This is a genomic window from Arthrobacter sp. TJ-236 (genome assembly GCF_058269235.1).
On record NZ_JBZCNI010000002.1, the window covers coordinates 631,387 to 656,593 of the forward strand.

At 69.5% G+C, this 25,207-nt stretch carries 22 protein-coding genes and 2 tRNA genes; 18 read left to right on the top strand and 6 right to left on the bottom strand.

Annotated elements, in window-relative coordinates; genetic code table 11:
• Positions 1 to 77 precede the first annotated feature (77 nt).
• From dusB to AC4D16_RS11550, 5 genes are all read left to right on the top strand, one after another.
• Positions 78 to 1,283, top strand: a complete 1,206-nt coding sequence (gene dusB, locus AC4D16_RS11530; RefSeq protein WP_490955197.1) for a tRNA dihydrouridine synthase DusB — start codon at positions 78 to 80, stop codon at positions 1,281 to 1,283.
• 82 nt (positions 1,284 to 1,365) lie between these two features.
• Positions 1,366 to 2,649 (top strand): deoxyguanosinetriphosphate triphosphohydrolase, encoded by a 1,284-nt coding sequence (locus tag AC4D16_RS11535; protein ID WP_490950702.1) that lies wholly within the window; start codon positions 1,366 to 1,368, stop codon positions 2,647 to 2,649.
• 73 nt (positions 2,650 to 2,722) lie between these two features.
• Positions 2,723 to 4,717 carry a DNA primase gene (gene dnaG / locus AC4D16_RS11540; RefSeq protein ID WP_490955096.1) on the top strand — a complete coding sequence of 665 codons (1,995 nt, stop codon included), beginning with the start codon at positions 2,723 to 2,725 and terminating at the stop codon, positions 4,715 to 4,717.
• 54 nt (positions 4,718 to 4,771) lie between these two features.
• Positions 4,772 to 4,844, top strand: a tRNA-Asn gene (locus AC4D16_RS11545).
• A 93-nt stretch (positions 4,845 to 4,937) separates the two neighbouring features.
• On the top strand, positions 4,938 to 6,452 hold the full coding sequence (locus tag AC4D16_RS11550) for an SDR family oxidoreductase (RefSeq protein WP_490955097.1): 1,515 nt from the start codon (positions 4,938 to 4,940) through the stop codon (positions 6,450 to 6,452).
• Positions 6,453 to 6,527: 75 nt separating this feature from the next.
• On the opposite strand, the gene AC4D16_RS11555 is transcribed toward AC4D16_RS11550, so the two are convergent.
• Positions 6,528 to 7,757 carry a multidrug effflux MFS transporter gene (locus tag AC4D16_RS11555; protein ID WP_490955098.1) on the bottom strand — a complete coding sequence of 410 codons (1,230 nt, stop codon included), beginning with the start codon at positions 7,755 to 7,757 and terminating at the stop codon, positions 6,528 to 6,530.
• Between the two features lie 251 nt (positions 7,758 to 8,008).
• On the opposite strand from AC4D16_RS11555, the gene AC4D16_RS11560 reads away from it, so the two are divergent.
• The 7 genes from AC4D16_RS11560 (at position 8,009) to AC4D16_RS11590 (ending at position 14,924) form a co-directional block, all read left to right on the top strand.
• Positions 8,009 to 9,466, top strand: coding sequence for a sugar porter family MFS transporter (locus AC4D16_RS11560; protein ID WP_490955099.1), 1,458 nt, complete (start codon positions 8,009 to 8,011; stop codon positions 9,464 to 9,466).
• Between the two features lie 159 nt (positions 9,467 to 9,625).
• Positions 9,626 to 10,483: a phage holin family protein gene (locus AC4D16_RS11565; protein WP_490955100.1), complete on the top strand. Its 858-nt coding sequence runs from the start codon at positions 9,626 to 9,628 to the stop codon at positions 10,481 to 10,483.
• A gap of 114 nt (positions 10,484 to 10,597) precedes the next feature.
• Positions 10,598 to 11,209: a CDP-alcohol phosphatidyltransferase family protein gene (locus AC4D16_RS11570; protein WP_490955101.1), complete on the top strand. Its 612-nt coding sequence runs from the start codon at positions 10,598 to 10,600 to the stop codon at positions 11,207 to 11,209.
• Positions 11,197 to 12,072: a DMT family transporter gene (locus tag AC4D16_RS11575; protein WP_490955102.1), complete on the top strand. Its 876-nt coding sequence runs from the start codon at positions 11,197 to 11,199 to the stop codon at positions 12,070 to 12,072. Before AC4D16_RS11570 ends, AC4D16_RS11575 begins: the two co-directional genes overlap by 13 nt.
• A gap of 49 nt (positions 12,073 to 12,121) precedes the next feature.
• Positions 12,122 to 13,393, top strand: coding sequence for a glycosyltransferase (locus AC4D16_RS11580; RefSeq protein ID WP_490955103.1), 1,272 nt, complete (start codon positions 12,122 to 12,124; stop codon positions 13,391 to 13,393).
• A gap of 62 nt (positions 13,394 to 13,455) precedes the next feature.
• Positions 13,456 to 13,529: transfer RNA gene (locus tag AC4D16_RS11585), tRNA-Ile, on the top strand.
• Positions 13,530 to 13,733: 204 nt separating this feature from the next.
• A complete protein-coding gene (locus AC4D16_RS11590) occupies positions 13,734 to 14,924 on the top strand; it encodes an acyl-CoA dehydrogenase family protein (RefSeq protein WP_490950711.1) in 1,191 nt (396 codons plus the stop codon).
• Positions 14,925 to 15,006: 82 nt separating this feature from the next.
• Here the strand turns inward: AC4D16_RS11590 and AC4D16_RS11595 are convergent, their stop codons facing one another.
• Positions 15,007 to 15,594: a murein hydrolase activator EnvC family protein gene (locus AC4D16_RS11595; RefSeq protein WP_490955104.1), complete on the bottom strand. Its 588-nt coding sequence runs from the start codon at positions 15,592 to 15,594 to the stop codon at positions 15,007 to 15,009.
• A gap of 459 nt (positions 15,595 to 16,053) precedes the next feature.
• Between AC4D16_RS11595 and rpsB the strand changes: the two genes are divergently transcribed.
• From rpsB to AC4D16_RS11625, 6 genes are all read left to right on the top strand, one after another.
• On the top strand, positions 16,054 to 16,989 hold the full coding sequence (rpsB, locus tag AC4D16_RS11600) for a 30S ribosomal protein S2 (protein WP_490955105.1): 936 nt from the start codon (positions 16,054 to 16,056) through the stop codon (positions 16,987 to 16,989).
• 133 nt (positions 16,990 to 17,122) lie between these two features.
• On the top strand, positions 17,123 to 17,959 hold the full coding sequence (tsf, locus tag AC4D16_RS11605; RefSeq protein WP_490950714.1) for a translation elongation factor Ts: 837 nt from the start codon (positions 17,123 to 17,125) through the stop codon (positions 17,957 to 17,959).
• 231 nt (positions 17,960 to 18,190) lie between these two features.
• On the top strand, positions 18,191 to 18,928 hold the full coding sequence (pyrH, locus tag AC4D16_RS11610; RefSeq protein WP_490950715.1) for a UMP kinase: 738 nt from the start codon (positions 18,191 to 18,193) through the stop codon (positions 18,926 to 18,928).
• 119 nt (positions 18,929 to 19,047) lie between these two features.
• Complete coding sequence (frr, locus tag AC4D16_RS11615; RefSeq protein ID WP_490950716.1) at positions 19,048 to 19,605, top strand: ribosome recycling factor; 558 nt, start codon at positions 19,048 to 19,050, stop codon at positions 19,603 to 19,605.
• A complete protein-coding gene (locus AC4D16_RS11620; RefSeq protein ID WP_490955106.1) occupies positions 19,605 to 20,498 on the top strand; it encodes a phosphatidate cytidylyltransferase in 894 nt (297 codons plus the stop codon). The genes frr and AC4D16_RS11620 overlap by 1 nt, the downstream gene beginning before the upstream one ends.
• A gap of 79 nt (positions 20,499 to 20,577) precedes the next feature.
• Positions 20,578 to 21,153: a DivIVA domain-containing protein gene (locus AC4D16_RS11625; RefSeq protein ID WP_490955107.1), complete on the top strand. Its 576-nt coding sequence runs from the start codon at positions 20,578 to 20,580 to the stop codon at positions 21,151 to 21,153.
• Positions 21,154 to 21,255: 102 nt separating this feature from the next.
• On the opposite strand, the gene AC4D16_RS11630 is transcribed toward AC4D16_RS11625, so the two are convergent.
• The 4 genes from AC4D16_RS11630 to AC4D16_RS11645 are packed head-to-tail and all read right to left on the bottom strand — an operon-like array spanning position 21,256 to position 25,155.
• A complete protein-coding gene (locus AC4D16_RS11630) occupies positions 21,256 to 22,779 on the bottom strand; it encodes a sodium/solute symporter (RefSeq protein ID WP_490955108.1) in 1,524 nt (507 codons plus the stop codon).
• Positions 22,772 to 23,209: a DUF485 domain-containing protein gene (locus AC4D16_RS11635; RefSeq protein WP_490955109.1), complete on the bottom strand. Its 438-nt coding sequence runs from the start codon at positions 23,207 to 23,209 to the stop codon at positions 22,772 to 22,774. The genes AC4D16_RS11630 and AC4D16_RS11635 overlap by 8 nt, the downstream gene beginning before the upstream one ends.
• A gap of 11 nt (positions 23,210 to 23,220) precedes the next feature.
• Positions 23,221 to 23,940 (bottom strand): LytR/AlgR family response regulator transcription factor, encoded by a 720-nt coding sequence (locus AC4D16_RS11640; protein WP_490950721.1) that lies wholly within the window; start codon positions 23,938 to 23,940, stop codon positions 23,221 to 23,223.
• 27 nt (positions 23,941 to 23,967) lie between these two features.
• On the bottom strand, positions 23,968 to 25,155 hold the full coding sequence (locus tag AC4D16_RS11645) for a histidine kinase (protein WP_490950722.1): 1,188 nt from the start codon (positions 25,153 to 25,155) through the stop codon (positions 23,968 to 23,970).
• Between the last annotated feature and the right edge of the window lie 52 nt (positions 25,156 to 25,207).

The window sequence follows — 25,207 nt, forward strand, 5'->3', positions numbered from 1 at the left end:
ACCGTCCCGGATTTGCGGAGCCTTGCGACAATGGAGGGGTGACTGCCGTGACCACCCATCCCGCTCCCGCGCCCTCGGTGCACGCGCCCGACGCAGCGATCGACGTCGTCCCCGACCGGACCGACGCGGCCCTCAAGCTCGACCTCCCGCCCCTGACGCTCGGCAACATCACGGTGACCACGCCCGTGATCCTCGCGCCGATGGCCGGCATCACCAACAAGGCCTTCCGCCGCCTGTGCCGCGAGTACGGCGGCGGCCTGTACGTCTCCGAGATGGTCACCTCGCGCGCGCTCGTGGAGCGCAGCCCCGAGTCGATGCGCATCATCTCCCACGACGACGACGAGGCGGTCCGCTCCGTGCAGCTGTACGGGGTGGACCCGAAGACCGTCGGGGCGGCCGTCCGGCTCCTCGTCGAGGAGGACCGCGCCGACCACATCGACCTCAACTTCGGCTGCCCCGTGCCGAAGGTCACCCGGAAGGGCGGCGGTGCGGCCCTGCCCTGGAAGCTCGACCTCTTCACGGCGATCGTGCAGACGGCGGTCCGCGAGGCGTCGAAGGGTGACGTGCCGCTGACCATCAAGATGCGCAAGGGCATCGACGAGGACCACCTGACGTTCCGTGAGGCGGGGAAGATCGCCCGCGACAGCGGGGTGGCCGCCGTCGCCCTCCACGGACGCACCGCGTCGCAGTTCTACTCCGGCCAGGCCGACTGGAACGCCATCGCCGAGCTCCGCGAAGCCCTCCCGGACATCCCCGTGCTCGGCAACGGGGACATCTGGAGCGCCGAGGACGCCGTGCGCATGGTGCGGCAGACCGGCGTGGACGGCGTGGTCATCGGCCGCGGCTGCCAGGGGCGGCCCTGGCTCTTCGGCGACCTCATGAACGCCTTCGAGGGCAGCGCGTCCCGGCACCGCCCGGGCCTGGGCCAGGTGGCGGAGACGGTGTACCGGCATGCGGAGCTCCTCGTGGAGACCTTCGGCAGCGAGATGATGGGCCTCCGCGACATCCGCAAGCACATGGCGTGGTACTTCAAGGGGTACGTGGTCGGTGGGGAACTGCGGGCCAAGCTCGCCGCCGTTCCCACGCTGGAGGTGCTGCGGGGCCTGCTGGACGAACTCGACGCGACGTCGCCCTACCCCGGCCAGGACGCCGAAGGGCCACGCGGGCGGGCCGGATCGCCGAAGAAGACCGCCCTCCCCGAGCACTGGCTCGACGGCCGCGTGCTCAACGAGGCGCAGCAGGCGGACATCGCCGCCGCCGAGGTGGACGTCTCCGGCGGATGACGTCCCGTCCGCGCCGTCGATCCCCGTCCACATCCGGCGGCCTCCGCTCTTCCCCCGCTCGTCCGTGCACTAGAAAGGCATCATGAGCTTCCTCGATCTCGCCGCCACCACGGGCTACAGCCCGTCGGACACCGAGCGCTGGGTGGCCGAGCACGCGAAGAGCTCGCACCGCACCGACTTCGAGCGTGACCGCGCCCGCGTGCTGCACTCGTCCGCGCTGCGACGCCTCGGCGCCAAGACGCAGGTCGTGGCGCCCGACACGGACGACTTCGTGCGCACGCGCCTCACCCATTCGCTCGAGGTGGCCCAGGTGGGCCGCGAGCTGGGCCGGACGCTGGGCTGCGACCCGGACATCGTCGACACCGCGTGCCTCGCGCACGACCTCGGCCACCCGCCGTTCGGGCACAACGGCGAGTCCGCGCTCAACGGCATCGCCCATGCCATCGGCGGGTTCGAGGGCAACGCCCAGACGCTCCGCCTCCTCACGCGCCTCGAGCCGAAGGTGGTGCAGGCCGACGGCGGGCCGGCCGGCCTCAACCTCACGCGCGCGAGCCTCGATGCCGCCTGCAAGTACCCGTGGACGGCGTCCTCCGCGCCGGTGCTCGCGGGCCGACGCACCACCAAGTTCGGGGCGTACGACGACGACCTCCCTGTCTTCTCCTGGCTGCGCGACGGGGCCCCCGAGGGCCGCTCCTGCCTGGAGGCCCAGGTCATGGACCTCGCCGACGACATCTCCTACTCGGTGCACGACGTCGAGGACGCGATCGTCGCCGGTCACCTGCAGCTGAAGTGGATGGACAGCGCCGACGCGCGCGCCCGGGTGGTCGGTTACACCCAGCAGTGGTACCTGCCGGGCAGCGACGCCGCCGCCGTGGACGCCGCCCTCGCGCGGCTCGAACGGACCCCGGTGTGGGTGCGCGAGGCCGACGGCACGCGCCGCTCCATGGCGGCCCTGAAGAACATGACGAGCCAGCTGATCGGCCGGTTCTGCCTCAGCGCCATGGAGTCGACGCGCTCCATCTACGGGCCGGACCCCCTGACGCGGTACAACGCCGAGATGGTGGTGCCGGAGGAGACCATCATGGAGATCGCCGTGATGAAGGGCCTCGCCACCACCTACGTCATGACCACTGACCACCGCCAGCCGCTCTACGAGCGGCAGCGCGAGGTCCTGACGTCGCTGGTGGCCCAGATCCACGCCGACGGTGACCGCTTCCTCGAGCCGATGTTCGCGGCGGACTGGCGAGAGGCGGCCGACGACGACGCCCGCCTGCGCGTCGTCGTCGACCAGGTCGCCTCGCTCACCGACGCTTCGGCGCTCGGACTGCACGAGCGGATCGTGGGCCCCGTCCCCGCCCTCTGGTGACGCCCGGGAGTGTTTGCCCACATGCTCCCGGCCTGCGTTCGGGGCCGTGGAGGGGCGGGCCTAAACTGGGGCCATGCCCGGACTCATCAAGCGTGAAGACATCGATGAGGTTCGTCAGCGGACGGACATCAAGGAAGTGGTCGAGGGGTACGTCACCCTGAAATCGGCGGGCATCGGCTCCTTCAAGGGGCTGTGTCCCTTCCACGACGAGCGCTCGCCGTCCTTCCACGTCAGGCCGCAGATGGGGTCCTACCACTGCTTCGGGTGCGGCGAGGGCGGTGACGTCATCTCCTTCGTGCAGAAACTGGACCACACCTCGTTCTCGGAGACGGTCGAGAAGCTCGCCGCGCGGATCGGCTTCGAGCTGCACTACGAGGACGGCGGCACGGGCCCTCGCCGCGAGGACGTGGGCCGACGGCAGCGCCTCCTGGACGCCCACAAGATCGCCGCTGAGTTCTACCGCGACCAGCTCCTCACACCGAACGCCGCGACGGCCCGGGAGTTCCTCCAGGGCCGCGGGTTCGACCGCGCCGCCGCCGAGCAGTTCGGGGTCGGCTACGCACCCCAGGGCTGGGACACACTGCTCAACCACCTCACCGGGCGCGGCTTCAGCATGGACGAGCTCAAGCTCACCGGCATGTTCAGCGCCTCGTCGAGCAACGCGGGGCGTTTCTACGACCGCTTCCGCGGCCGGTTGATCTGGCCCATCCGCGGCATCACGGGCGAGACCGTGGGCTTCGGGGCGCGGAAGCTCTACGAGGACGATCAGGGACCCAAGTACCTCAACACCCCGGAGACCTCGCTCTACAAGAAGTCGCAGGTGCTCTACGGCATCGACCTGGCCAAGCGCGAGATCGCCAAGAACCGGCAGCTCGTGGTCGTCGAGGGGTACACGGACGTCATGGCGTGCCACCTCGCAGGCGTGGGTACCGCCGTCGCCACCTGCGGTACGGCCTTCGGAACGGACCACATCAAGATCGCGCGCAGGCTCCTCTCCGACGACGGCACGGGTGGCGAGGTGATCTTCACCTTCGACGGCGACGCCGCCGGACAGAAGGCGGCGTTGCGCGCCTTCGAGGAGGACCAGCGCTTCACCTCCCAGACCTACGTGGCCGTCGAGGCGTCCGGCGCCGATCCGTGCGAGTTGCGCCAGACCAGGGGCGATGACGCCGTGCGCGCGCTGATTGCCGACCGGCGGCCCCTCTTCGAGTTCGCGATCAAGGCCTCCTTCGAGAACTTCGACCTCTCCTCGGGCGAGGGACAGGTCAAGGCACTACGCCACGCCGCCCCGATCGTGGCGCAGATCCGCGACGTGTCCCTCCGTTCCACCTACACGCGCGAGCTGTCCCGCTGGCTCGGGATGCAGTACGTGGGGGAGGACCAGGTGGCGCGAGCCGTCTCCTCGGCTGCGCGGCGCGAGGCGTCGAGCGCGCAGTCGTCGTCCGGGTCGTCATCGGGAGGGCAGTCGTCCGGCGGGCGGCAGTACTCCCAGCAGGGGCAGGGCGGCTCGGGCCCGTCGGGATTGGGGCAGCAGGGCGACCGGCGGCCGGACGGCGCCGAGGGTCCGGGGTCCGGTGCTTCCGACGAGCCCTACTTCGAGCGACCGGATCCCCGTGACCCGATCGCCCGCATGGAGCGTGAGGCCCTCGAGGTGGTGCTCCAGCAGCCGACGATGCTGACGGCGGTGCAGTGGGAGAGCTTCTCGACGTCGCACTTCACGGTGCCTGTGTACGAAGCCCTGCACACCGCGGTGATCGCGGCAGGCGCGGCGGGCGCCGAGCTCTCCCGCTGGGTCGAGGCCGTCCGTGAGGGCGTGCCGGACGTCCTGCGTCCGCTGGTGAGCGAACTCGCCGTCCGGCCGCTGCCCGCGAAGGACGCCGACGCCATGGTCAACTACTGCCGGGACATCCTCAACCGGCTCACCGAGATGAGGATCACGCAGCAGAAGGCGGAGAAGCTCGGGCAGCTCCAGCGCATGGAGCCTGCGGCTGATCCGGCTCTCTACAACCAGCTGCAGCGGGACCTCATGGAGCTGGAGATGCAGCGCCGTCAGCTCCGCGTGGACTGACCCCCGGACGATTTCATTCAGCCCTGCAACCTATGTAGAGTGGTAACCGCGCATTCCTCCGTAGCTCAATTGGCAGAGCATTCGACTGTTAATCGAAGGGTTACTGGTTCAAGTCCAGTCGGAGGAGCAGAAGACGCCCCTGACCAGTGGTAGCACCGGTCGGGGGCGTTCCTTTTGGGGCCCCGGGTGACCTGTCAGGGGGCGAGCGTAGGCTGTGCGCATGGACACTGACGGCATGCAGGACACTGACGGCACGCTCATCCTGGTCACCGGCGCCACCGGCTACATCGGCGGTCGTCTCGTCACCAAACTCGTGGCGGACGGGCACCGCGTCCGGGTGGTCGTCCGGTCCCCGCAGAAGCTCAAGGACGTGCCGTGGGCCGGCTCGGTGGAGATCGTGCAGGGTGATCTCCAGGACGGCGACACCATGCGCCGGGTGAGTCGCGGCGTGGACACGCTGTACTACCTGGTGCACTCGATGAACTCCGGCAAGGACTTCGACAAGCGGGAAGCGGACATCGCCTCGACCGTCGCGGACGCGGCGGACGACGCCGGCGTCAAGCGCATCGTCTATCTCGGCGGTCTGCACCCCGAGGGCGTCGAACTGTCCACGCACATGCGCTCACGCACGCAGGTCGGGACCATCCTCCTGGGCTCCGGTACGCCGACCATCGCCTTCCAGGCCGGAGTGGTGATCGGATCCGGGTCGGCGTCCTTCGAGATGATCCGGCACCTCTCCGACGTGCTGCCGGTGATGCCCGCGCCGAAGTGGGTGCTGAACCACATCGAGCCCATCGCCGTCCGGGACGTCATCCACTACCTCGTCGGCGCGCTGAACCTGCCGGCGGACCTCAACCGGACCTTCGACATCGGCTCCCGCGAGGTCCTGACCTACGCCGAGATGATGAACCAGTACGCGGAGGCCGCCGGCCTGCCGCGCCGGAAGATCCTCGCCCTGCCGGTCCTCACGCCCCGGCTCGCCGGGCACTGGGTCAACCTGGTCACGCCCATCCCGCGCGTGATGGCGATGCCCCTCATCGAATCCCTGCAGCACGACGCCGTGACCTCCGAGCACGACATCGACGAGTACATCGACAGGCCCGAGGGAGGCCTGACAGGGTACCGGCGCTCCGTGGACCTCGCGCTCGGCAAGATGCGCGGGGGCGAGGTGGAGACCAGCTGGGCAGGGGCGTCGCAGATCGACTCCGAGGCCGACCCGTTGCCCTCCGACCCCCAGTGGGCCGGACACACCGTGTTCACCGACGTGCAGACCTACAGTTCCACGGCATCGCCCCAGAGGTTGTGGAGCGTGGTCGAGGGCATCGGCGGCGAGAACGGCTGGTACTCCTGGCCCGTCGGCTGGGCTGCCCGTGGCTGGATGGACAAGGTGGCGGGCGGCGTCGGCCTGCGGCGCGGCCGCCGCGACGCCCGTGAGCTGCTCACGGGTGAAGCCCTGGACTTCTGGCGGGTCGAGGAGATCGTGCGGGGCGAGCGCCTGCGCCTGCGCGCGGAGATGAAGGTCCCCGGCCGGGCCTGGCTCGAGTTCACGGTGGAGCCGGAGGGCTCGGGGAGTGCCTACTACCAGCGCGCCGTGTTCTTCCCCCAGGGCCTCTCCGGCCGCCTGTACTGGCTCGCCGTCCTGCCGTTCCACGGCTTCATCTTCAAGGCGATGGCGCGGAACATCGCGAAGGCGGCCGAGGCGTTGCCCGCGGAGTCGGGCGCCACGGCCTCCTGAGTCGGGGGGACGAGCGGCGTCCTGAGCTGCGGATCCGGGTAGCTTCGGGGCGGGCTCGGGGCGTCCGCCGTCCGCCTACTGGAGGGCGGGTACCGTCCGCGGCCTGACCACGGTCCACAGGAACACCACGGCGAAGCCGATGCAGACCGCCATCACCTGTGCCATCGGCGTGGCCGATTCGATGCCGTCGCCGAGCAAGCCCACGAGCGGCGAGATGATTCCGGCCAGGCCGAAGGTGACGGCACCGAGCAGGGACGCGGCGGTACCCGCCTGCGCGCCGTTGTTGATCAGCGCCAGCACCTGGACGCAGGGGAAGATGAACCCCGTGGCCATGATGTAGAACCAGAGCGGCACGGCCGTTCCCCAGAACCCCAGGCCCATCTGGTCGAAGGCGACGATCAGCGATGCCATGACCACCTGCACGGCCGTGGCCCCCGCGATCACCCACTGCGGTCCGAGCCTCCGCAGCAGCCGGGCGCTGACCTGGACGGCTGCCACGATCCCCAGGCTGTTCACGGCGAACAACCAGCCGTACTGCTGTTCGTCGAGCCCGTAGACGTCCTGGAAGAGGAAGGGCGACGCCGACAGGTAGGAGAAGAGCCCGGAGAAGTTCATCCCGCCGACCAGCAGGATCCCGATGAACACGCGGTCCCCGAGGACGATCCGGTAGCGCTGCACCACCGTCACCTCGGACTTCCGCCGGTTCTCGGCCGGCAGGGTCTCGATGATGAAGAGCACCACGCCGACGATCACGAGGATCCCGTAGCAGGCCAGGAACCAGAAGATGCCCGGCCAGGGGAAGAGCAGCAGGAGCTGTGAGCCGATCACGGGGGCGAGGATCGGGGCCATGCCGTTGACCAGGGCCATGTAGGACAGCATGCGCACGAGCGTGTACCCGCCGAAGAGATCACGCACCATCGCCATCGCCACCACACCGCCGCCCGCGGCCCCGATCCCCTGGAGGACACGGAAGAGCATGAGCATGCTGACGTCCTCGGACGAGGCCGCCCCGATCGAGGCACCGACGTGCAGGATCGTCGCGAGGATCAGCGGGACCCGACGACCGATCGCGTCGCTCAGCGGGCCGATGAGGAGCTGACCGCCTGCGAAGCCGATGATCGTGCCGGTGAGCGTGAGCTGGATGGCCGCCTCGGTCACGCCGAAGTCGGCCTGCAGCGCGGGGAACGCGGGCAGGTAGAGGTCGATGGTGAACGGGGCGAGCGCGGTCAGCGTCCCGAGGATGAAGACGTAGCGGATCTTCTCGCTGCGGGAGAGGGTGTCGCCCGGATGAAGGGTTGTGCTCACGGTGGTACCTCACGATGACGGGATGTACTGCCAGGAGTCTGGGCGGAAGGCTCGGCTCCTGCGGCCCGGCGACGATGGCGGAGCGGCTCGCGCGGCAGCAGCGTCCGCTGACGGAACGGTTGCTGAGGCGAATCAATGACACCACTATCCTAGGGGCCGCGGAAGCCCTGCGGGCCCGCGGGAGGGGCCGGGACGCGGCCCGTCCATCGGCGTAGGGTGAAGCGACAGGCCACGAGCAGGGAGAGCGCGTCATGACGGACCGGCACACGGATCGGGACACCGAGGGGCAGACGGAGCGGGAGACCCCGCAGTCACCGAAACACATGGCGAGGGTCATCGCGATCACCGTCGCGGCCGCCGTCGGCGGTCTGCTGTTCGGGTTCGACACCGCCGTGATCAACGGGGCCGTGGACTCCATCCAGGCCGACTTCGAGCTCAGCCCGAGCGTGCTCGGCTTCACGGTCGCCATCACGCTGCTCGGGTGCGCGGCCGGCGCTTGGTTCGCCGGAGGTCTCGCCGACCGCTGGGGACGCAAGAGGGTGATGGTGGCCGCGGCCATCCTGTTCGCCGTGAACTCCGCGGGCTCCGCCTACGCCTTCTCCGAGTGGGATCTCATGGCGTGGCGCCTCGTGGGAGGGCTCGCGATCGGCATTGCGTCCGTGATCGTTCCCGGGTACATCGCCGAGATCGCCCCGACGAAGTGGCGGGGGGCGCTGGGCTCGGTCCAACAGTTGGCCATCACGGTGGGTATCTTCGCCGCCCTGCTCTCGGACGCCTCGCTGGCGAGCGCCGCCGGGGGAGCAGGCAACGAGTTCTGGTGGGGTCTCTCCGCCTGGCGGTGGATGCTGCTCGTCGGGGTGATCCCAGCCGTCGTCTACGGCGTGCTGGCGCTGATCATCCCCGAGTCGCCGCAGTTCCTCGTGCGGGCGGGCAGGGACGACGACGCCGCACGCGTCCTGTCACGCGTCACCGGTGTGAGCGACACCTCCGGCAAGATCGACCAGATCCGCCAGAGCTTCGAGCGCGAGGACAGGGCGAGCTACCGCGACCTGCGGGGACCCGCGTTCGGTCTGCAGCCCATCCTCTGGATCGGCATGGCGATCGCCGCCCTGCAGCAGCTCGTGGGCATCAACGCGATCTTCTACTACTCCACGACGCTGTGGCAGTCGGTCGGGTTCAGCGAGAGCGATTCCTTCACCACGTCGGTCATCACGTCCGTGATCAACGTGAGCATGACGTTCGTCGCCATCTTCTTCGTGGACCGCGTGGGTCGTCGGAGGCTGCTGCTCATCGGGTCCGTCGGTATGACGGTGGGTCTGCTCGCCGCGACGGTCTCCTTCCTGCAGGCCGAAGGCACGGGTGAGGAGATCACCCTGCCGGGCGTCTGGGGCCCGGTCGCGCTGGTCGGCGCCAATCTCTTCGTGATCTTCTTCGCCGCGACCTGGGGGCCCGTCATGTGGGTCACGCTCGGCGAGATGTTCCCCAACCGGATCAGGTCGATCGCCCTGGGCGTCGCCACGATGGTCAACTGGGTCTTCAACTTCATCGTCACCCTCACCTTCCCGTGGGTCAGCGAGAACCTGGGTCTGTGGATCATGTACGCGGCGTTCACGGTCTTCGCCGTCCTGTCCTTCGTGTTCGTCCGGACCAAGCTGCCCGAGTTCAACGGCAAGGACCTCGAGGACAACGCGGAGCTGACGCACGCCTGATCCACCGCCCGCGGTGTCCCGCCGGGCAGCCATACAACACATTCCCGCTGCGGGTGGCCGGGACGGCGGCCGGGAGCACGCGCCGGGCGGGTTCCGGGTCCGGTGGTAATTTTGGTTCAGCCAACGTCCAGCAGCACCTTCAGAACGGAGCCAGGGCCTATGAACAGCTCGGCCACTACGCGCGGCAAGCGGTCCACGGGCTCGCTCTCACTCTTCGGGCTGATCAAGCTCCTCGCGCGTCTGACGCCGCGGCAGGTGAGCGACGAAGTATCGATCGCCATCGGTCAGATGAAGCAGAAGGGCATCAAGGCCGGGATCGCCGTCGCTTTCCTGGTGGTCGCGCTCGTCTTCGTGCTGTTCTTCGCCGTCGCGCTGATCGTCGCGGCGATCATGGGTCTCGCGGAGGTCATGCCGGCCTGGCTCGCCGCGCTCCTGGTGGCGCTGTTCTTCCTCGTCGTGGGCGGAGTGCTCGCCCTCATCGGGGTGTCACGCCTCAAGAAGCAGCTCCCGCTGGTTCCGCAGGATGCGATCCGCGGCCTGCGCTACGACCTCGGGGTGCTGAAGGAGGGCCGCAGCTTCGATCCCGCGACCCTGGACGTGAAGAAGCCCAAGGACGAGAAGGACGGCAAGAGCGAGAAGGACGGCAAGGACACGGCGCCGAAGGAGCCCACGCCCTCCTACGAGGAGCTGCGGAGCCGCTCGGGCGAGCGCCGGACGCACATCGCGGAGGCCCGCGACTCGCTCGGAGCCCGCGCGGACATCAAGGCGCGGCTCGGCAAAGCCAGGCACCGTTCCGGCGACCAGACGTCGAGCAAGGGCTCGGGCACGGGCTCGCAGACCCGCGCCGGCGTGAGCGGGAAGAACGCCGATCCGGGCGCCACGAGGCCCGCGGCTGTCGCCGTGCGCCGCGATGTCCCGCACAACACGACCCTCGCGGATCGGTGGAAGCCGCTGAGCGTGCTGGCCGCGTCGGTCGCCGCGATGCTGGTCATGCTCCGCCGTCTGCTCACCAAGTAGTTCCGCACACTCCACGGCCGTTCACCGGCGATCACGACGGCTCGCTGCCGCCGGGGTCGCCGGAGAGCGGCCGTTCGCTGTGCATAATGGCAGGGAGAGGCTCGGTGATGGGGAATGAGGTCAGGCGCGCAGCCGGACGGTGACGCCGTCCTCGCGACGGCGTGGACCCTGCCGAACCTGATCACGGTCATCCGCTTCCTCGGGGTCCCGCTCTTCGTGTGGTTCATCACCCAGCAGAGGTACGGAGCAGCGGTGATCACGCTCGTGGTCGTCGGCTCGACGGACTGGGTCGACGGCTGGCTCGCCCGACGGCTCCACCAGGTCTCGGTGGTCGGCACGTGGCTCGATCCCGTGGCCGACCGCACCGCGCTGATCGTCATCGCCGTCACGTTCGTGGTGGACGGCATCACGCCGGCCTGGTTCGTGTGGACCATCGTCATCCCCGATGTGATCCTGATCGTGAACGCGCTCGTCCTCTTCCGTGGACCACTGCATCTGCCGGTCATCACCGTGGGGAAGATCCGGACGGCTCTCCTCCTCGTGGGCGCACCCCTCCTGCTGCTGTACCGCGTGGACGGCTTCGCCCAGGAGTGGATCCTCGTCACCGCGCAGGCGCTGCTGGCCGCGGGCTGCGTGCTCCACCTCGTCGCCTTCGTCCTCTACTTCAGGGCGGCGCACCACAAGTACAGGCTGGAGCAGGCCGAGCAGCAGTCGTGCCCCTCCTAGCCATCGTCCTGGCGCTCCTCGGTGCCGTCTTCCTGGCGTTCGGAGCGCAGCGGCAGGGCAGTGCCGTCCGTGCCAACACCGGCGGCCTGAACCTCAGTTCGTCGGGCTTCAGCAGGCTGCTCGTCAACCCCCGCTGGCTGTTCGGTCTCGTGCTCCTCGGCGCGGGCATGGCCCTGAACGTCGTGGCACTCACCCTCGCGAGCCTCACCGTGGTGCAGCCCATCGGGGCCGTCGCGCTGGTCATCACCACCGTCGTGAACGCCCGCGATCAGGGTATCCGCATCAATCGGCCCACCGTCGCGGCGATCACGGCGTGCGTCACGGGCAGCGCCCTCTTCGTGCTGCTCGCCGTCACGGTCACTCGGGAGAACCACGCGATCGAGCCGGCGCAGGAGCTGTCCGTGGTGCTGCTCGTCGGGGCCGCCGTCGCGCTGTTCGGCTCGCTAGCGGTGATGGGCAGGCACCGCCTCAACGCCTTCGCCTACATCCTCGGCGCCGGGGTGCTGTTCGGCTTCGTCGCCGTCCTGACCAAGATCACGGCGGGGCACCTGCTGGACCCGAACGGCCGGTTCCTGCTCAACGTGCCCGTCCTCACCGTCGTCGCCCTGGTGGCGGCTGCCGCACTCGGCGCGTGGTTCGTGCAGAGCGCCTACGCCACGGGCCCGCCGGACCTCGTCATCGCCGGGCTCACGGTCATCGACCCCATGATCGGGATCGCCGTGGGCATCGTCATCCTCGACGAGCTGCAACCGGATGTCCGGACCGTCACGGCCCTGGGCATGGGTGCGGCGGCCCTCGTTGCTATCGTTGGGGTCGTCGCGCTGTCACGCCACCACCCCGATGTGGTCAAGCGTCAGCGGTGACGCCGACCGGCACCGCGAGTGCCAGCACACCGACGTAGGGGATCCACGCGTGAGTTACCCGGCTGATACCAAGCCTCTGACCATCCTGATCGCCGCCGACACCTACCCGCCCAATGTGAATGGCGCGGCGCAGTTCGGCTACCGCCTGGCGAAGGGCATGGCGGGCCGCGGCCACGACGTGCACGTGCTCGCTCCGAGGCCCTCGAACGGCAGGAGCTACACCGAGGCCGACGGCGACTGGACGGTGCACCGGCTCAGGTCCCACAGCGTGCCGACCCACGACTACTGGCGCATCTGCTACCCCTGGGAGATCCGGCGCGACATCAGTCTGCTGTTCGACCACGTTCAACCCGACGTCGTCCACATCCAGTGCCACTACATGGTGGGCGAGTACACGCTCTACGAGGCGGTCAAGCGGGGCATCCGCGTGGTCGCCACCAACCACTTCATGCCGGAGAACCTGAATCCGTTCCTGCCGTTCCCGGAGTGGTTCAAGCGCGTCATCGCGAAGAACTCGTGGAAGGACATGGGCAAGGTGATGGGCAAGGCCGCCGCCGTGACCACTCCCACGCCGCTGGCCGCGAAGGCGATGCACGACCACGCCTTCCTGACGGAGGTCCTGCCGGTCTCCAACGGGATCGACGCCTCGGCGTACGAGGTCCGGCCCGGCGAGACGGTCGTGCCGCACGAGCACCCCACCGTCCTGTTCGTGGGCAGGCTCGCGGAGGAGAAGCACGTCGACGTCCTGATCGACGCCGTCGCCCGGACGCCCGAACACCTCGACGTGCACCTGGAGATCGTCGGCGGCGGTGAGGTCAAACCTGCGCTGCAGGCGCAGGCCGCGCGGCTGGGTATCAGCCACCGCGTGAGGTTCCGCGGGCTGATCGACGACGACGAACTGCGCCTGAGCTACATCCGCGCCTCCCTGTTCTGCCAGCCCGGCACCGCCGAACTGCAGTCACTCGTCACGCTCGAGGCGATGTCCGCCTCGACACCCGTGGTACTAGCCGACGCGATGGCCCTGCCGCACCTGGTCGACGACGGGAAGAACGGGTACCTCTTCACCCCGGGCGACGCCGACGATCTCGGTCGCCGCATCACGGAGATCCTCGGATCCTCCCCGGAGCAGCAGCAGCGGATGGGCGCGGCCAGCCGGGATCTCGTCCGTGCGCACGACATCGGGACCACCCTCACGACCTTCGAGGCGCTGTACTACGGAACACTGCGCGCGGGCGTGGCGACGTCGGCCGCGGGTGGTCACGTCGACGTCCCCGGTGCGGTCGCCGGCCCGGAACGAGGCGGAGCGGTCCGGATACAATAGGACTCGCGCCGAGCGGGACGGTCCGGTCACCGGGCGGTGCGGGGGAGCTCGGGTCTCCCCGAGGGGCTGTAGCTCAGCTGGTTAGAGCAGCGGACTCATAATCCGTTTGTCCTGGGTTCAAGCCCCAGCAGCCCTACGGACGGTCGGATCACATCATCGAGGACGGCGCTTCCCGCGATCGGGAGGCGCCGTCCTCGCTGTGTGTGGTGCCCTCGTGCCGCTGGCGCGCTAAGTTACCGGCGGGTAACATAGCTCTCGCGTCGACGACGGCGCACCCGTCAGGCGTCCGCCTGGCCGAGCACTAGTCCTGGTCGCCGATGACCGGAGTGAGGCCGTACCGATGAGCAAGACACCGATCGACATCGACAACCTTCCCTATGCCGACGGCGACTTCTACGCGTTCGAGGAGCTGCTGACCGACAAGGAGCGCTCCCGGCTCGAGGAGGTGCGTTCCTGGCTCACGCGCGAGGTCCGCCCGCACGCCGTCGAGTGGTGGAACCAGGGTGCGTTCCCGCAGGAGCTCATCCCCAGGATCGCCGAGCTGGATCCGGTCAGCCCCGTGTACCGCCAGGGCTACTCGAACCTCTTCGCGGGCATCGTCCACGCCGAGTTCAGCCGCGCGGACACCTCCATCGCCACGTTCATGGGAGTGCACGACGGTCTCTTCACGGGGTCGATCGAGGCGCTCGCCTCCCCGGAGCAGCAGCAGGAATGGCTCCCGGACGTCTATGCGATGCGGAAGATCGGCGCCTTCGGGCTCACCGAGCCCCTCGGGGGATCGGATGTGGCCGGCGGTACCCGCACCACGGCCCGCCGCGACGGGAACACCTGGATCCTCAACGGCGCGAAGCGGTGGATCGGTAATGCCACCTTCTCGGACTGGGTCGTCATCTTCGCCCGGGACGTGGCGGACAACCAGGTCAAGGGCTTCATGGTGGACACCTCCTCGGAGGGTTTCTCGGCGACGAAGATCGAGAACAAGATCGCCCTGCGCATCGTCGAGAACGCGGACATCGTCCTCGAGAACGTCGTGGTGCCGGACGACCATCACCTGAAGGGTGCGAACAGCTTCCGCGACACCAACAAGGTCTTGAAGGTCACGCGACTGGCTGTCGGGTGGCAGGCCGTGGGCCAGCAGATGGCGGCGTTCGACGTCGCGCGGCGCTACGCCGTGGAGCGCGAGCAGTTCGGCCGGCCGATCGCGAGCTTCCAGCTCGTACAGCAGCAGCTCGTGCAGATCCTCGGCAACGCGATGAGCTCGATGGGCATGATGGTGCGGCTGTCCCAGCTCGAGGACGCGGGCAAGGCGAAGGACGAGCAGTCCGCGCTCGCCAAGGCGTTCACCACGGCGCGCATGCGCGAGAGCGTCGCCGCGGGACGCAACATCCTCGGAGGCAACGGGATCGTCACCGACTACGAGATGGCAAAGATCTTCTCGGACGCCGAGGCCATCTACTCCTACGAGGGAACGCAGGAGATCAACACCCTCGTGGTGGGGCGTTCCATCACGGGCATCGCCGCGTTCGTCTGATCCGGAGCGCGTCCGCGACGCACCGGATGACGCATCGGACGACGTCGGAGCAGGGGGCCCTGGGCGCCGCGCGATGCCCGGCTCAGGGCCCGAGGGGCAGGAGGACCGACGGCCTCCTGTCCGTCACGAAGCCGAGCGGATCGACGTACTCGCCGTCCTCCCGCACTCCCCAGTGGAGGCATCGGGACGGGCAGTGGAAGAGGCCGGACGTGCCGGGAGCATCGGCGAGGACGGCGACCACCTGACCCTCGCGCACCTGCTGTCCATCGACGAGGTCCGTCCGCACCGGTTCGAAGCTGCTGACGCGACCGCCGCCGTGGTCGATCGACAGCACGCCCCGGTCCACCACGGTGCCCGCGAATGAGACGACGCCGTCCGCGGGGCTGAGTACGCCGCCGCCGGGCGATCCGGCCGGTGCCGCGAGGTCGACGCCGCGGTGGCCGCGCTGCCACGGGCGCGGCGGCTTCTCGAAGGGCCTCAGCACCCGGGGAGCGGGTGCCAAGGGCCAGGACCACTCGGCGACGAACGGCGAAGCTGCGGATGTCCGAGCCGCCCCTCCCGTCTCGACGCCGTGCGCGCCCTGCACCCCGGACGTGCCCAGCAGGGCGAGGGTCAGGAGGAAGACGGCGGGCAGTGCCGGCGTCGGGCGTGGTCGCGGGGGAGGGGCCATGGCACCACGATGCCGTGGACCGCGCGTGGACAACGGCTCGCCCGCCCCTATGTGGACAATCCCCTGCCCGCCCCTCGGTGGACACTCCCTGGGCCGGCGGAAGGGCCGGCGAAAGGGCTCTCGGGAGGCCTTTCGGGCGCGCCGCCGGTAGGTGTCAGGAGCCCCGGCCCGACCCCGCCGCTGTAGTACACTTGTGCGAGCAGTCTGCTGCTCCCATGCCCTCGTGCCCTCGGCACGCGTGCGACCGGGAAGAAGCAACTGACTACGCGTATCCGTGGTTCGGCCCCCTCGAGGGTCCGAGGATCCGCCCCGCGGTCCGGCGTCGTCCGGTGGGGGTGGGTGTCCTGATGGACGAACGGGTACCAGGAATGTGCCGCCCGCCCTGGGCGGCGCGAAGACAACCGTCAACAAGCACCGGCGGCGCCCTGCGCAGGAGCCGATGCTGAGGAAAGGCATGACATGCCAGTAGTAACAATGCGCCAGCTGCTCGACAGCGGCGTCCACTTCGGTCACCAGACCCGCCGCTGGAACCCGAAGATGAAGCGTTTCATCTTCACCGAGCGCAACGGCATCTACATCATCGACCTGCAGCAGTCGCTGGGCTACATCGACCGCGCGTACGAGTTCGTGAAGGCCACCGTTGCACACGGCGGCACCGTCCTCTTCGTCGGTACGAAGAAGCAGGCCCAGGAAGCGATCGCCGACCAGGCCGCCCGCGTCGGCCAGCCCTACGTCAACCAGCGTTGGCTCGGCGGTATGCTCACCAACTTCCAGACGGTCTCCAAGCGCATCCAGCGCATGAAGGAGCTCGAGGAGATCGACTTCGACGACGTCGCCGGGTCGGGCCACACGAAGAAGGAGCTCCTGCTCATGCGGCGTGAGCTCACCAAGCTCCAGACCAACCTCGGTGGCATCCGCAACCTGACCAAGGCTCCCTCGGTCGTGTGGGTCGTGGACACGAAGAAGGAACACCTCGCCATCGACGAGGCCAAGAAGCTCAACATCCCTGTGGTCGCGATCCTCGACACCAACTGCGACCCGGACGAGGTCGACTTCCCGATCCCGGGTAACGACGACGCCATCCGCGCCGTCAACCTGCTGACCCGCGTGATCGCCGACGCCGTGGCCGAAGGCCTCATGGAGCGTCACAACCGCTCGGGCAACAACAACGACGCCGTGGCCGCCGAGCCGATGGCCGAGTGGGAGCGCGAGCTGCTGCAGGGCAACGCGGACGCCGAGCCCGACGCCGCCCCCGCCGCCGAGGCCGCAGCACCCGAGGCTGCTCCCGAGGCCCCCGCGGCCGACGAAGCACCCGCCGGTCTGCAGGCCCCGATCGCCGAGGAAGTCCCCGAGGCAGTCGCTCCCGCAACGGAAGCCGCAGCCGACACCAAGTAGTACCCGTGCGTGAGGGGTGTGGGTATCCCACGCCCCTCTCGCATGTTCCACACGTGTTCATCGCGTGAGACTTGCTCCGAGGGCTGCGCCCTGCGGATGCTACTGGTAGATCATCAACGACTGAGGAGTTCGTATGGCAAATTTCACTGCCGCTGACATCAAGGCCCTGCGCGACCGCACGGGCGCGGGCATGATGGACGTCAAGAAGGCGCTCGACGAGGCCGACGGCAATGCCGACAAGGCACTCGAGCTCATCCGCATCAAGGGCCTGAAGGGCGCCACCAAGCGTGAAGGCCGCTCGACGGCCGAGGGCCTCGTCGCCGCGCGCGTCGAGGGTTCCGTGGGCGTCATGGTCGAGGTCAACTGCGAGACCGACTTCGTGGCCAAGGCCGGACCCTTCATCGACTTCTCGAACAAGGTCCTCGGTGCGGCCATCGAGTCCGGCGCGAGCGACGTCCAGACGCTCCTCGCGTTCGAGCTCGACGGCAAGCCCGTCTCCGAGCACGTCATCGAGGCCGGTGCCCTGCTGGGCGAGAAGGTCGACGTCCGCCGCATCGCCCGTGTCGAGGGTCAGATCGTCGACGCCTACCTCCACAAGACGTCGAAGGACCTCCCCGCCCAGGTCGGCGTGCTGTTCGCCGTCGAAGGTTCGGGTGACGCCGCCGTCGAGGCCACGCACGACATCGCCGTGCACATCGCCGCGTACTCGCCCACGTACCTGACGCGCGAGGACGTCCCCGCCGAGCTCGTCGAGTCCGAGCGCCGGATCGCCGACGAGACCGCACGCGCCGAGGGCAAGCCCGAGCAGGCACTGACGAAGATCGTCGAGGGTCGTCTGACCGGCTTCTTCAAGGAGGGCGTCCTCGTGGACCAGGCCTTCGCGAAGGACGCCAAGAAGTCCGTCGCCGCGGTGCTCTCCGAGGCGAACGCCACGGCAACCGCGTTCGCCCGTTTCCGGGTCGGCGCCTGATCGTCCACTGATCACCCTCTGATCACACGGCGACCGGCACGGCCGGTCGACGCACCACCAGGAAAGGGCGGCCGCCGTCGAGGAGGCCGCCCTTTCCCGTGCCCGCGGCCCGGCACGTATCCTGAGACGGATCCGTCCCAGCGCCGATGCGCAGCAGACAGCACCCCACCCACACGCAACCGGCCGTTCGACCACGAGCGGCGAACAGCCCTACGCCCGGGAGGCACCCCCATGGACACCACCGAAGCACCGACGGGCGGCACACCCACACGGCGCCGCGTGCTCCTCAAACTGTCCGGGGAGGTCTTCGGCGGCGGCAAGCTCGGCGTCGATCCTGAGACCGTCCGGGGCGTGGCCCGGCAGATCGCCGAGACCGTCGACGAGGTCGAGGTGGCGATCGTGGTGGGTGGCGGCAACTTCTTCCGCGGCGCCGAGCTGTCGCAGAGCGGCATGGACCGCTCGCGCGCGGACTACATGGGGATGCTCGGGACGGTCATGAACTGCCTCGCGCTCCAGGACTTCCTCGAGCAGGCGGGCGTCGAGACGCGCGTGCAGAGCGCCATCACCATGGGGCAGGTCGCGGAGGCGTACATCCCGCGGCGGGCCATCCGCCACCTCGAGAAGGGCCGTGTGGTGATCTTCGGAGCCGGTGCCGGCCTGCCGTACTTCTCCACCGACACCGTCGCGGCGCAGCGTGCCCTCGAGGTCCACGCGGACGAGGTCCTGATGGCCAAGAGCGGAGTGGACGGCGTCTACACGGCGGACCCGCACAAGGACCCGACGGCGCAGAAACTGGACACCCTCTCCTATGACGAGGCCCTGCGTCGCGACATCCGCGTGATGGACCAGACGGCCATGACCATGTGCAAGGACAACGACCTCACGATGGTGGTCTTCGGCATGGAGGGCGAGGGGAACGTCACCCGCGCCATCCGAGGCGAAAGGCTCGGAACGCTCGTCACGGCCTAGCGGCTGCACGCCGACTCGGCAACGGAAGGCCGCGGCCCCCGGGTGGGGACGCGGCATTGAACTAGGATTGTCCACTGGACCGGTTGCCTGTCAACCGACTGCGGAGCGAAGGAGACATTGTGATCGAAGAGACCTTGCTGGAAGCCACCGACAAGATGGACAAGGCCGTGGAGGTTGCAAAGGACGATTTCGCGACGGTCCGCACCGGCCGAGCGAACGCCGCGATGTTCTCGAAGGTCGTGGTGATGTACTACGGCGCCCCGACGCCGCTGCAGCAGCTCGCCTCCTTCCAGAACCCCGAGGCCCGCACGCTGCTCATCACCCCCTTCGACCGTGCCTCGCTGAACGACATCGAGAAGGCCCTGCGCGACTCCGACCTCGGGGCGAACCCGTCGAACGACGGCAATGTCATCCGCGTGGTGCTGCCCGAGCTGACGCAGGAGCGCCGCAAGGAGTACGTGAAGCTGGTCCGGACGAAGGCGGAGGACGCCAAGGTGTCCGTCCGCAACGTCCGCCGCAAGGCGAAGGACGGCATCGACAAGGCCGTGAAGGACGGCGATGCAGGTGAGGACGAGGGGTCGCGGGCCGAGAAGGAACTGGACGCCCTCACGAAGTCCCGCGTCGACCTGATCGACGAGCTGCTGAAGCGCAAGGAAACCGAGCTGCTCGAGGTCTGATGGCTGACTCCGATCCTCCCGGCCCGGGCAGGGGGACCCTCGTGTCGCGACTGCCCGGCCGGCGTCGGCCCGGGGCGCCGTCGCGTGCGGGCCGGGACCTGCCGGCGGCGTTCGGCGTCGGAGCCGCCCTGCTGATCCCCGTCCTCGCCGGGCTGCTGTTCTTCCCTGTCGTCTTCGTGGCGATGGTGACCCTCTTCGGGGCCGTGGGCGCCTGGGAGCTGTGCCGGGCGCTCGAGCTCCGCCGTATCCACGTTCCCCTGCCGCCGGTGATGGCGGGCTCTTTGGCGCTGCCGTTCTCCGCCTACCTCCAGGGACCGGAGGGATTGGCCGCGGCGACGGTGTGCGCGGTGCTGGTCCTGTTCGTCTGGCGCACGCTCGATCCGGCGCCGGACGCCGCGAAGAGTCTTGCGGCCGGCTGCTTCGCGATGCTCTGGGTGCCGTTCATGCTGAGCTTCGCGATGCTGCTCATGCGCGCGGATGGCGGCTACCTCGTCATCGCCACGCTCCTCCTCCTCGTCGTCGCGAACGACACCTTCGGCTACCTCATCGGCGCGTTCTTCGGGAAACACCCCATGGCCCCGAAGATCAGCCCCAAGAAGTCCTGGGAAGGGTTCGGTGGCTCGATCGGCGGCGCCTTCGTGGTCGGGGGTCTCTGCGCCGTCCTCCTGCTGGACCAGCCCCTGTGGCTGGGTCTCGCCCTCGCCGTCGCCATCGTGGCGTCCGCGACGGCCGGCGATCTCGCCGAGTCGATGATCAAGCGGGAACTGGGCGTCAAGGACATGGGCACCATGCTGCCCGGGCACGGCGGCATCATGGACCGCCTCGATTCCATCGTCTTCGCCTCCCCGGTGGCCTATCTCCTGTCCGCTACATTGATACCGGGATTGCTGTAGCCGCACGTCGGCCGGCGTCCTTCGGGGGACGACCCACTCCCGCTCGGTCTCAGCAGGGTTCGGCAGAAGGATCTCGACAATGGATGTGGCTCGCCCCGGCAGCTCCCCGTTCGCCCGTGTGGGGCGCCGGGCCTACGGCTACAACACCCGGCAGGTCGACCGCTTCCTCACCAAGGCCCGGGAGCACTACAACGCCGAGCACGTCACGGGCTCGATCACGAGCAACGACGTGCGCGCGATGTCCTTCGACCCGGCCAGGGGCGGCTACGAACCGCAGGCGGTCGACGCCGCCCTGGACCGCCTCGAGGACGTCTTCGCGCAGCGGGAACGCGATCATCTCATCAGCACGGAGGGCGAGGACGCCTGGCTGCGACGCATCGGCCGCAGCGCCGCCGTGCTTCGGAACCGCCTCCACCGGCCGCCGGGCGAGCGGTTCAGGAGGCCGTCCAAGAAGCGGACGTCGAGCTACGACGTCGACGACGTCGACCGCCTCTGCGACGAGCTGCTGCAGTACCTCGAGCACGACCAGCCCATGAGCGTCGACGTGGTGCGCAGGGCCGTGTTCCGCGAGGCGCGGGGTGCGGACGGCTACGAGGAGAACCAGGTGGATGCCTTCCTCGACCGCGTCGTGGAGCTGATGGCCGGGATCGACTGACGCGGCGGTCATACCACCCGGTGCGACCCAGCGCGACCGTCACGATCAGCGTGCCCGGCACCTCCAGCGGCCGCACGTCTACAGGCACACCCAGCAGCGCCATCAGCGCGACCGGGACGACTGTTGCTCGTGGGGCGCCTCGGGCGTGTGCAGGCGGGCGAGCACGCGCGACGCCGACGCCGGCCGCCGCCCCGCCGTCGCCCGTGAGACCAGGACCATGGTGACGAACGCGGTGGGGACGGTCCAGAGGGCCGGCTGGGCGAGCCACTCCCACGCCGTCTCGCTGCCCGGACCGAGCAGCGCGGTGACGAGGATCGCCCCGCCGCAGAGCACCGCCCCGGTGAGCATCCCGGCGATCGCCCCGGCGTCGGTCAGCCCGCGCCACCAGATCCCGAGCACCAGCAGCGGGCAGATGGTCGACGCCGTGAAGGCGAACACCGAGCCCACGCTGCCGGCGAGGGCCAGGCTGTCGGTGAGCAGCGCGAACACCAGGGGCACGACGGCGGAGAGGAGTGCGGCGCGTCGGAATCCCCTGACGCTGCCGCCGAAGAACTCCTGGCTCACCACCCCTGCGAGGGAGACCACGAGCCCGCTGGTGGTCGAGAGGAACGCGGCGAACGCGCCGGCGGTCACGAGGGCCGAGAGGATGTCGCCCGTCGCGCCGTCGAGGATACGGCCCGGCAGCAGGAGCACGGTGGCGTCCGCCGCCCCGGCCGCGGCGAGCTCGGGCGTGTGGATGCGCCCCAGGATCCCGTACACCGTGGGGAACAGGTAGAAGACACTGAGCAGACCGAGCACGATCACGGTGGTCCTGCGCGCCGAGGCGCCGTCCGGGTTGGTGTAGAAGCGCACGAGGACGTGCGGCAGTCCGAGCGTGCCGAACAGCAGCGCGATGACGAGGGAGATGGTGCCGTACAGCGAGGCGTCCGCGGCCGAGTCGAGATCCCGGGCGAAGGCGCTGCCGCCACCCGTGATCGGTCCGCCGTCCGCGCCGAGTCGCAGCAGGACGAACACCACCGGGACGGCGAGCGCCGTCAGCTTCAGCCAGTACTGGAAGGCCTGCACGAAGGTGATGGACCGCATGCCACCGGTCACGACGCTCAGCGACACCACGACGACGACGGCGACGGGGCCCACCCAGGCGGGGAGACCGGTGGTGATGGTGACCGTCAGGGCCGCCCCGTGCAGCTGCGGCACGATGTAGAGCCAGCCGACGACGACGACCAGCAGGCTCGTGACCCGGCGCACCAGCAGCGAGTCGAGGCGCGCCTGGGCGAAGTCGGGGATCGTGTAGGCGCCCGAGCGGCGCAGGGGAGCGGCGACGAAGAGCAGGAGCATGAGGTAGCCGGCGGTGTAGCCGATGGGGAACCAGAGGGCGTCCACTCCGGACACGAGGATCAGGCCCGCCACACCGAGGAAGCTCGCGGCGGAGAGGTACTCCCCGCCGATGGCCGACGCGTTCCACCAGGGGCGCACGGTGCGGGAGGCCACGTAGAAGTCGCCCGTGGTCCGTGAGACGCGCAGGCCGTAGATGCCGATCAGCACCGTGCTGAGGGCCACCAGGATCAGCGCGGTGTACCCGACGGCGGGGCTGAGCTGCAGGGCGGCGTCCCGGACGTCAGTCATCGTCCACCAGGTCCTGGAACCGGCGCTCGTTGCGGGTCGCGCTCCGGAGGTAGAGGACGGCGGAGCCGATGGCGAGCGGGTAGATGCCGAGGCCGAGCAGCAGCCAGGGCACGGGCACCGTCAGGATCGTGACGGTGTCGATGGCGGGGAACACCGCCAGGAGCACGGGGATGCCGATGAGGATCACGAGGAACCCCCCGGCCACCACGAGCGCCAGGCGGAGCTGCGAGCGGATCAGGGAGGTGACGAAGAGCTGGCCCACCTCGGACTGCTCGGCCATCTCCCGGGACACCGGGAACGAGGCGCCCGTCGCGCGGGCTGCCGCACGGGGAGCGGTCACGCGCACGCGGGGAGGCGGCGAGGCCGGCTGGTCGAGGGGCGCGGGGCTCGCGGGGGAGACTCCTCCATCCGGCGGATCGGACGACGGCACGGGGCGGACCGTCAGTGGCCGGGGCGCAGGCGCGTGGCTTCGAGCTTCTCGCGCACGTCCGAGAGGTGCCGGCGGCTCACGGGCAGCTCGGCGTCCCCGATGTACAGACTCGCGCGCCCGGCGCCGATGCGCACCTTGCGCACCTGATCCATCGCCACGAGGTAGGACCTGTGGGTCCGCAGGAACCCGGCGTCGGACCACTGGCGCTCGAGGTCGTTGAGCGGTATGCGGATGAGGTAGCTCGCCTCGGAGGTGTGGAGGCGGGCGTAGTCGCCCTGCGCCTGGACGTAGCGGACGTCGTCGCGCCTGATCATGCGGCTCACGCCGCCCTGGTCCACGGTGATGAGTTCGGGTGCCGCGGCGGCGCCGTCCATCAACTCCGAGATGCGGCGCACGGACTCCGCGAGGCGGTCGGTCCGCACGGGCTTCAGCAGGTAGTCGACGGCGCGGAGGTCGAAGGCCTCGAGCGCTCGGTCCTCGTCGGCGGTGACGAAGACGACGGCGGGGGGCCGGGGCTGCCCGGCGATCACGCGCGCGATGTCCAGACCTGACAGCGCGGGCATGTGGATGTCGAGGAACATCGCGTCCACGGGGTGCTGCTCGAGGAGGCGGAGGGCTTCGGCGCCACCGGACGCCCGGTGGATGGATCCGATGCGCGCGTCCCGGCGGAGGAGGAAGGCCAGTTCCTCGACGGCGGGTTGTTCGTCGTCGGCGACGATGACGTTGACCATGGGCCTACAGTACGTGGACCGCGCGCCTCAGGCCCGGTGATCGGGCTGAGACTTCGGCACCCTCAGGGTGATGAGGGTCCCTGCGCCCGGCGCGGTGTCGATGATGAGCCCGTGGTCGTCGCCGTAGACCTGACGGAGCCGCGAGTCGACGTTCCGCAACCCCACGTGCACCCCTTCCGTGTGGCCGGCGAGGACGGACCGCAGGTGGTCGGGGTCGATGCCCACGCCGTCGTCCTCGATGGTCACCTCGGCGTAGGGGCCGGCGTCGTGCGCGGTGATGGTGATGTTGCCGATGCCGTCCTTCGAGTCGAGGCCGTGCCGCACCGCGTTCTCGACGAGCGGCTGGAGGCTGAGGAAAGGGATCACGGTGCTGAGGACCTCCGGCCCGATCTCGAGGGTCACCGTGAGCCGGTCACCGAACCGCGCACGCTCCAGGAGCAGGTAGCGGTCGATGCTCCTCAATTCCTCGGCCACGGTGGTGAAGTCCCCGTGCCGGCGGAAGGAGTACCGGGTGAAGTCGGCGAACTCCACCACGAGATCGCGGGCCCGCTCAGGGTCCGTGTTGATGAAGGATGCGATGGCGTTGAGGGAGTTGTAGATGAAGTGGGGGCTGATCTGCGCGCGCAGTGCCCGGAGCTCGGCCTCTGCGAGGAGCCGGCGCGAGGAATCGAGCTCCGCCAGTTCCACCTGCGTGGACACCCAGCCCGCCAGCTCGTTGGTGGCACGCACGAGACCGGCGTCCACCACCGAGGTGAACGCGCCCACGGTGCCGACCACGCGGTTCTCGACCCGGACCGGGGAGACCACGCCCTCGCCGAGACCGGGCAGTCCGGCTGCGTCCAGCTGCTGCCGGCGGAGGATCTGCGTGCGCCCGCTCTCGAGGACCTGGCGGACGAGCGGCATGACGTCCGGTGGTGTCCCGCGGCCGCCCTCCCACGCCAGCACTCCGGCGTCGTCGCTGATCATGAGGACGTCGCAGCGCAGCAGGCCGCGGAGATGGCGGCTGGCCTTCGTGGCGCCCGCGGGGGTGAGGCCCTCGCGGAGGTGCTCGGAGGCGAGGGCCGCCGTGTGCAGGGTGGCGTAGGTGGCGCGGTCGGCGTCGGACCCGAGGTCGCGGTAGGAGCGGGAGAGGCGGAAACCCAGCGAGGCGACGACGGCGAGGGTGATCACCGCGACGGCGAACACCAGGGCGGTGTCGACGGCGGCGCTGAACATTGCTCAACACTAGCTCCCGGTTGCGGACCGGCCTCCCGCCGTCGCCCGCCCG